Consider the following 8,337-nt stretch of genomic DNA (forward strand, 5'->3'; position numbering starts at 1 on the left):
GTTTATCCTCTTTGAGGGAGCAAGAGAGAGTTTCTTCCGACACCCTTGCCTTCGTCTACACGTTCCTATTCCCAAGGTCGTGACGGGAATTCCACCCGCTAGATACTGACCATGCCAGTCGCACCACAACACAAATAGAGCCTTCCATTTTATTGCTAATTATTTAGGATCTGCAGCTTCCTCACTGGGAAACATAGAAAATAAATTTCCAAACCATTGAGAGTTACTCACTGAAGAATTAAAATTATCGGCAAAGTTAAAATGTTTATCATTAACTTTGTTTGTTATTGCTTGAGGAATAAGATTATCAGCAGCACCCCAAAGTGTATGGCCAAAAGATTGTGTGAAGCTTCTAATGAATCTTGGTTTATTAGAAACATAATTTCCCAACCCTTCTGTCATACCATCCCATATGGATCCAGTAAAAAAAGAAAAGATTAAATTCACAATATCTGAACTATTCCAAGATTTGTCACCATATGCAACACTCACTGTTTTCCCTACACCCCAACTTGCTACACCTTCAGCCATGAAAGCAGGAAGGCGTCTCTGGAAAAAATTTAAAAATTGATTGTTTGGTTCAGAAAATTCATCTTGCATAATACTGCTAAACATATCATTACCCATTTCAGCGACAGAATACTCTGGCAACAAATTAATTATTGCCCAAGTAAACATTGATAGTGCATTACTGACAAATACTTTACCGTTTTGTCCTAACCCCGCATAAGAAAGCCCACCTTTAATACTTCCTGTATCCATCACGCCTGCGCCAAATTGTATAGAAGTATTTCCAACAGTATTAACAGCAAAATTAAGTGGCTTTTTTATAAGATTTTTCCTAGTAATCCCTTTTGCCATATCAATACCAGCACGCCCACTGCTTGTTATATCTGATACTGTGCTTTCTAGACTGTCTGTTAAACTTTCAACTGCTTCTGTTTCTTCTGGAATATCCCCAAGTAAAGTTGTTAAAGCACCATCAGTGACTGTATCTAACACTATTATCGATAATACCATGGCAGATAAAATAGCAATATTTTGCCAACTATGCCCAGAATGATCGGTCCTAAACACAGGATTACTCCCCGTAAATATATAACGGTTCCACTTCGATAAACTATCCTCCGAAATAAACCTCGCCGTAATAGGATTATAATAACGCGCTAATAAATAAATATTCCCACTCTCACTATCCTTATACTCGCCATCATACCCATATGGATCCGTTTGCAACGTTAAAGTATTCATCGCCACTGCAGATAAACGCTTAACACCAGAGGCACTCCTCTGCAAACCACCCAAATCAACTCCATAAGCACTATACCAGTGCGAAACATTCAATGCACCTTTTGTATCCAGTGATCCATAAACACTTCCCTTAAAGTTCGCCAGATAATAATGATCCGTATCACCTGCTGCCTGCACATTACCCTCAGATGTAATAAAACGCTGCAAACGGTCACCACCTGCTAATAAATAATGTGAACTTTGATTCCCCAATACCGTATTTACAAGATTGCCATTGCTATAGTAATAATGTAAGTCAGTTTCCTGACCATTCAATAACTGTGATTTAGTATAACGTACTCCCGTTGGCAAATAGCCATAGCTTGTCTTAACACCTGTAGCATCCATATAAGAAACCAACTGGTTCCAACCATTATAGCCATAATAAGCGCCTGTAATACTCTTTGTCTGATTCCCCAATGCATCATAAGGATAGCCTCCATTAATCTCCATCTGATCCAGCCCATTATACACATAATTTCTATCTGCCTTATTCGTCGTCTCATGCTTAAGCAGATTTCCATTAATATCATATAAATATGTATCCGTAACAACCGCACCCGTTTTAAGCGTGCGTACCTCCTGATAAAGACGACCTGCCGCATCATATGCATATGTAAGTGTATAACCATCCCCTAATGCATCACGTACATCCTCCTCAGTCAGCTCCCCTAAAAGATCATAACTATAATCAATCCGACCAACCTCTTTGCCAGTGCTATCCACCGTTAATGCTTCTCTCACATTGTGATAAGGATTCGTCGATTTACTATAAGCATAATTATAATAAACCATATCCCCATTGCCTAAGTGTTTCTCACATAACTGACCCGCATGACAGATAAATCCCTTCGGTGCCGTTATAACCGTTGTATAATCATAGGAAACCGACCCTTGAAGCGTCTTATGATCTGGCAAGATCATCTGTGCCGATAACAACTGACCTGATCCACGACTCGCCGTACCACTGTAGTGGTAGTCCGTTATATCACCATCAATATCCGTTAATTGCTTTAATGTCCCAATCTGCTTTTGCTTACCTGATGCAGGAGCTGTCAATAACAACTGATGGGATAAACTGTTGGTGTAATAACTGTAATGCAACGCCTTGCCATCAGGATATGTTAAGTCCGTAACATTCAAGGTCAATGGGTCAACCGTATAACGCACCGCCTTATACCTCAATGGATTGGCCATCACCGTCTTAATATCTTCTGCACAGATCGCCTTTGTATTACCACTGACATCATAATAAACCATCGTCAACGTATCAAGTTTTGGATCATAAACATTACAAATCGCCGGAGTATTCGCAATGACATTATTCCTGCTATCACTCACCCATTCACTGGTCACCTGACCTAATGCATTATATTCAGTATGAATAATATTCCCATTCGCCTGTTCATGTGCAATCAGATGGTTTGCCGCATCATAAACAGGATGAGAATATACCGTTTGGCTGACCGATTTGCCAGAAGCATCTGCACCACTATAGGTAATGCTTTGTAATTGACCAACACCATTATAAACAAAATGCTGTTCTCGGTAATATCCATCCGCCAGCAAAGCACTTCCAGATGCTGAGGTCATCTTCTTGTCAATCACCTGACCAGAAAGGTTATACTGATAATTAAACGCTTTAAGATCCATATCACCTGTAACAGCCTGACTTGGATTGCCAGGCACATTATTATCACTTTCAATTAACTGACCTAGCGCATTATAGCTTTTATGTATACTAAAACGTTGACCTTTAGTATTAATATCCTCACTATCGCCAATCAAATGTCGCTGTGCATCATACGTATAACTTGTATGGCTCACCCAGTCCTTTGCAGCTAATGCCTTATCAATCGCCGGAATAATCTTCTGAGCGTCTACATCATGTTCATAATCAAAGAATACCCCTTTAGGCATAACCTGAAGCGTTGCAGGAATTCCATCTTCTCCTGCCTCAAATACATAACTGGCTAATTTCTCATTGCTTGTAAATGACTTCGCCGTTACGGCATAACTATCTACACATAAACCACTTCCACACCCATAAGCGCTAAACGTAATCCCCAGATCATGCACTGGATCTGTCAATTGATAATGGTAAACGCTTGATGCCGTGGTCGCACCATCTGATGCAAAAAAGCGTCTTTGAGATACCACTTGTCCACCCATCAGATTATAAAAGCCCAATGCCTCATTACCACTTGAATCAACACTGGAGGTTACTAAACCATAACCAATGTTCCCACTGCCAGATTCATCATAATCATATGTCTTTGATGACAACACAACCGTCTGCTTCCCATCACTCACATAAGAAACAACTGGCTTACCAAAATCATCATAAACCTCTACCGTCTTAATGCCTGCCGGATTTGTCACGATCTCTTCATTCTTATTATCTCCAACCATATACTGATACTGAATAACCTGACCATTAGACAACGTATGACTGAGCATTCGACCAAAAGCATCATAACGATAAGCTTCAATATGCTGATATCGTCCATCTATCGGATCAGACAACTGATATAACAACAGATTACTGGCCTGATCATAAATACGTGCAACACTCCCTAAGCTGCTGCTTAGATTATTGCTCATACCACTGGCATCACTGATGACAAGCTTCACCTTTAATCCAGATAAAACCGATGGATAAGACCCTGCTGGAAACAGACCTTGTAATTGTTTAACGTCTGGTGACTGTGTCACCGTGTTATCCACTGACATCGATTGCACCATACCACCTAAATGCAGATCCGACTTCTCTTGTGCTGTTAATCCCGGAGCATACGCTTTCTCCGTATGGATAACCTCACCATATTGGTCATATCGATACGATGTCTCATATACCGCAATCTCCTTTGCATTAGTACCTGTTGTTTCATACCCACTTAGCTTCTGTGACAAATCATAATGACCATACGCATCAGACTTATAAATATTACGAACATACTGTGCATTTGCATTAATGCTGTTGCCAGGCGCTGGAATCTCTTCTTTAAATGACAAAGCCGCATTCTTAGGATCATAAGACTGCTTTAGTATATGACCATCTGGATAAATCACCTCTACCGGCTGACCATTGGCATTGTAATAGGTCTGGGTCGTCACCGTGTCACCCTTCTTGCCTTCCCACATTGGCGTGTCATTCTGGCTTGCCTGCTTATCATATGTATCTATCGATAATGCGCTAAATGCCGGTGGGGTTTCAGTTGCTCCAGCTGTTTCACCATCATAACGATAGTGGGTATCTAAAATAATATTATTACTGTTATCACAGGAACCTCGAATACATACCTGTTTCTCTATCATTAAATGTTGGTTATTATATGTCAAAGACGATAAGGCATTATTCGTCTGTTGCACAACTTCATATAAATATTTGGTACCACCAGGGGCATTTAATAAACTATCTTCTCCACTGGATAAACGGTAATCAGGATAGCCCGTGAAATTATGCTTATCAGGTCCTGCTTCAGAATGTATCTCAACATTCTTTAAAACATGCACCTTATTTGATGTATCCGTATACTCATATACCAAGCTATCATATGCCGGCATACTCTCACCACCCATCGTCATAATCGGATTGTTACTGTGTGATAACACCAGCTTTTTGCCTGAGGGATAATCAATATGATCTATATAGTTCACCCCATGATCATCTAAATCATAATGAAGTCGATAATCCTGCTTTAATCCTGCTTTATTTACATCAAGATTATTACGTACACATAACCCGCTTAATAACCCGCCCTCACTTACCAAAGACACAACCTTTTGATTCACACTGCCGGCAATAGGTGATGTGATCACATCAATATGATTGTAATGATTAAGATTATCGCAAAGATCTCCAGTGTTTGATGAACCACCATCACCTTTAACATGTGAAAGCTTTAATACATTCCCTGATGCACTGACAATCTGTGATAATAAACCTGATACCTCCTGTGTGCCATGATTTGGCTCATCACCATAGTAATACAGCGTTTGATTACCAAAATTGTCAACACTGGCAATAAGCTTGGCAACATAGTCTCCACCAATATAATAATCCTTAAGATATAATTCATCACCTGTATATAGCTTAATAACATAATTGTAATTGCGTCCTGCAATCTCTCCATTTAGATGACTAAAGCTTAAAATATGCGGTGCTTTACCACCTTCAAACATCATCTGATTATTCAGTTGTGTCACGTGAAAAATACCATGTCCTGGAATCGTAAGATAATTATCTGCATAGGTAGGTAAGGCAAAATTCCATCCTCTCCCTAGATTCAAAGGATTCCCTGATGAATTGCTACTGTAATTCATCGACAGATTCACCTTCCCTGCAAATGCAGGTATGCTTGCCAGTGTCATCGATAACGACAGACCGCCTGTCTGAGGATTTAACGATGCAGAAAACAAACCACCACCGCCAAAGCTCATCGAATCATTTTGCTTCCCTGATGTCATCGCCAGCATCGACCCTGGTAACGAGCCTAGCTTCAAAGGCTTTACAGATGTATCGGAAGCAGTAGAAAAATGTGAATGTTCTCTATGCTTGATCAATCCCTTTGATACAACGGGAATTGATGTGGCATAGGCAATATTAGACAGTACTAGACTTGATAATGAAATAACAACAAGCAGCGTTTCATAGCATTTATTTTTTTGGTTCATAATGGTAATAACTCTATAAATATTATGTATTTCCGTATCTTTTACAGACAAATGATAACTTTATTTATATCTAGTAGCATATCGTAAGGTTTACCTTATTTTTTTTTAAAAAAAAGTGGCAAAATGCTCTTGTGATTTTTAATGTTTAACAAGGAGTTTTTTTTGAAAAAGTATCTAAATATCTTATTTATATCATCACTTTTATATCATTCAGCATCTGCAGGAATTCAAATTTTTTTAGATATTGATAGCTCAATAGCTCCGCAAGTATTCTCTGCTGGGTTTATTAATTTAACTACGTTAGGTCGAAATGGTAATGTTTTTGGTGGCTCTTTTAGTAATGATAATTTCAGCACTCTCAACACAAATATTGATATGAAAATTAATGCGACAAAAGAGTTTGCTAGTTCTGGTGATTATGTTCATGTTGTCTCAACAGATAATGAATATAATAATGGGGCATGGACGGGACAGGGATCATTCTCTGATCAAAGCCTTTTTGCTGCAGCATATAGAAAATGGACTTTTAGTCCAGCAGCATATAGCGGGAGTGCCGCATATAATATAACCGTTTCCCACCCTAATAGAATTACATTTATAGATGGTATGTTGTTTATTGGTACAGCTAATGGTTTGTATTATTCCAAAAATCAAGGAGAAAGCTACCAATTAGCTTTAGGAGCAAATATTGGAAATAACTTTAATCATATCACTAATATTGCTGGAATAAAAAATGTATCAGGGACGTATATATATTTTATAGCAAGAGATACGCTATTGCAGCCTACTAAACTTAATACTACTTTATGGGTTTTAAATACCAGCAAACTTGATGCGCGTGCACAGGCAGTTTTTTCCTTTATGCAATCAGGAGTAACAACAGTTTTTGATATTCAAAGTGATAAATTAGACCCTTACGGTTTAATTGTTTCCACCAATAAAGGTTTGTATAAATATAATACCGTAACCAGACAATTATCTCCTATGAAATTGTCAACTTCTGAGGAACAATCAAAAGCTGTTAATCTAAAGCAGCTTATCCTCTCTCCTACAAAAGAACAATTCATTTTTAATAATCCTTATTACCTTAATGATATTATATCTTCTATTAAAACCAACACCCAAATTACTTCTCAGACTACTCTAGGTATTCAAGGGCATATTTTAAGCAGCTCTCAATGTATATATAACCCCAATGATTACTGTATATTTTCATCGTTTTACCATAATGGTAGGAATAATATAGAGATTTCTTCCATAGAAGATGGGGCTATTTTCTCAAATATTTTAATTGATACTGGCGCTTCAGAGGTTGCTTTAGGAATAGATACAAAACAACCTAGAACGGTTAATACCGACTATCAATATTTTATTTCTAATGATATGACTTATTTAATAGAGTTAAATCTTAAAACTAATAAAGTGACAAATATACTTATACCACAAAATGAAATTACTAAAAATGTTGTGTGTTTATCCATGTTTTTAACATACAAATCTGGGGCGAATATAGTAAACCTACTACTTAATAATAATTATATTATTCAATACAATACTTTGCTAAAAAATTTCTACGAAATACCATTACCCGCTACATTTAGTGGCAAATAAAAAAATGCTTTCCATTAAAAATAAATCAAGGATGTCACTTAGCACCGCAATTATACCAGTAAGGTCTGGTACTCGGTAGGTGTCAAGCTACAGGGTGCCTTGTATCTTAAACATATGACTAATTATTAAAAATTTCATCATATAATGATGACAGGGATTTGGAAGATGAGGCCGATGGGTGCCTTCAGCCAACGAGCTAGTCGCCGAGATTTTGCTCTTTTCAAAAAAATATTATTCTCAAAAATGGGCGCATTCGCGATTTGTGGGTAAATCAGCTGTAGTTTAACTTGAACTGAATGCGATCTTTATGTACAAATACCCTACTGCCTTTTAAACATAAGCAAGTTACGGATGAATTTAGCTGAGCAAAACCTAGAAACGATTCAGAGTGAGATATCAAATACGATAGTAGAGCTATCTAAGCTTAACACCGTTATGGAAAATAAGCTTGATAAAGATCGTATTAAGCATGCACAAGATCTATCAAGCAAACTCTCCGACTTATACGCAGTATTAAGTCACCAAGAGAAAGTGCTCAGTGACTCATTTAAAAAAGATGAAAAAGCACAGTTAGATGCTACGGGCAAGCGCTACATTTTCAAAGACTACAGAGCGACTAATGTGATGTATCACAATGGTAACCGTTTTGATATTTATATGCCTTACTATCTTTTCAAAGGAACAAATAAAGGCAAAGGTACGGGCTGTAAGCCAGGCTTGCAATTACTGGGTATTCACCATGCTATATCCAATGGTTTA

The 8,337-nt window shown here is 37.8% G+C and carries 3 protein-coding genes; 2 read left to right on the plus strand and 1 reads right to left on the minus strand.

Annotation, left to right across the window (positions count from 1 at the left end):
- Positions 1 to 159 precede the first annotated feature (159 nt).
- Positions 160 to 5,967: an RHS repeat-associated core domain-containing protein gene (locus tag DNJ75_RS13670; protein WP_117004007.1), complete on the minus strand. Its 5,808-nt coding sequence runs from the start codon at positions 5,965 to 5,967 to the stop codon at positions 160 to 162.
- A 162-nt stretch (positions 5,968 to 6,129) separates the two neighbouring features.
- Between DNJ75_RS13670 and DNJ75_RS13675 the strand changes: the two genes are divergently transcribed.
- Positions 6,130 to 7,578, plus strand: a complete 1,449-nt coding sequence (locus tag DNJ75_RS13675; RefSeq protein ID WP_117004008.1) for a hypothetical protein — start codon at positions 6,130 to 6,132, stop codon at positions 7,576 to 7,578.
- A gap of 351 nt (positions 7,579 to 7,929) precedes the next feature.
- Positions 7,930 to 8,337 (plus strand): hypothetical protein (locus DNJ75_RS13680; RefSeq protein ID WP_157968358.1); only part of this gene is annotated, 408 nt, incomplete at its 3' end.

Source organism: Cysteiniphilum litorale, assembly GCF_003428165.1.
Lineage (GTDB): Bacteria > Pseudomonadota > Gammaproteobacteria > Francisellales > Francisellaceae > Caedibacter > Caedibacter litoralis.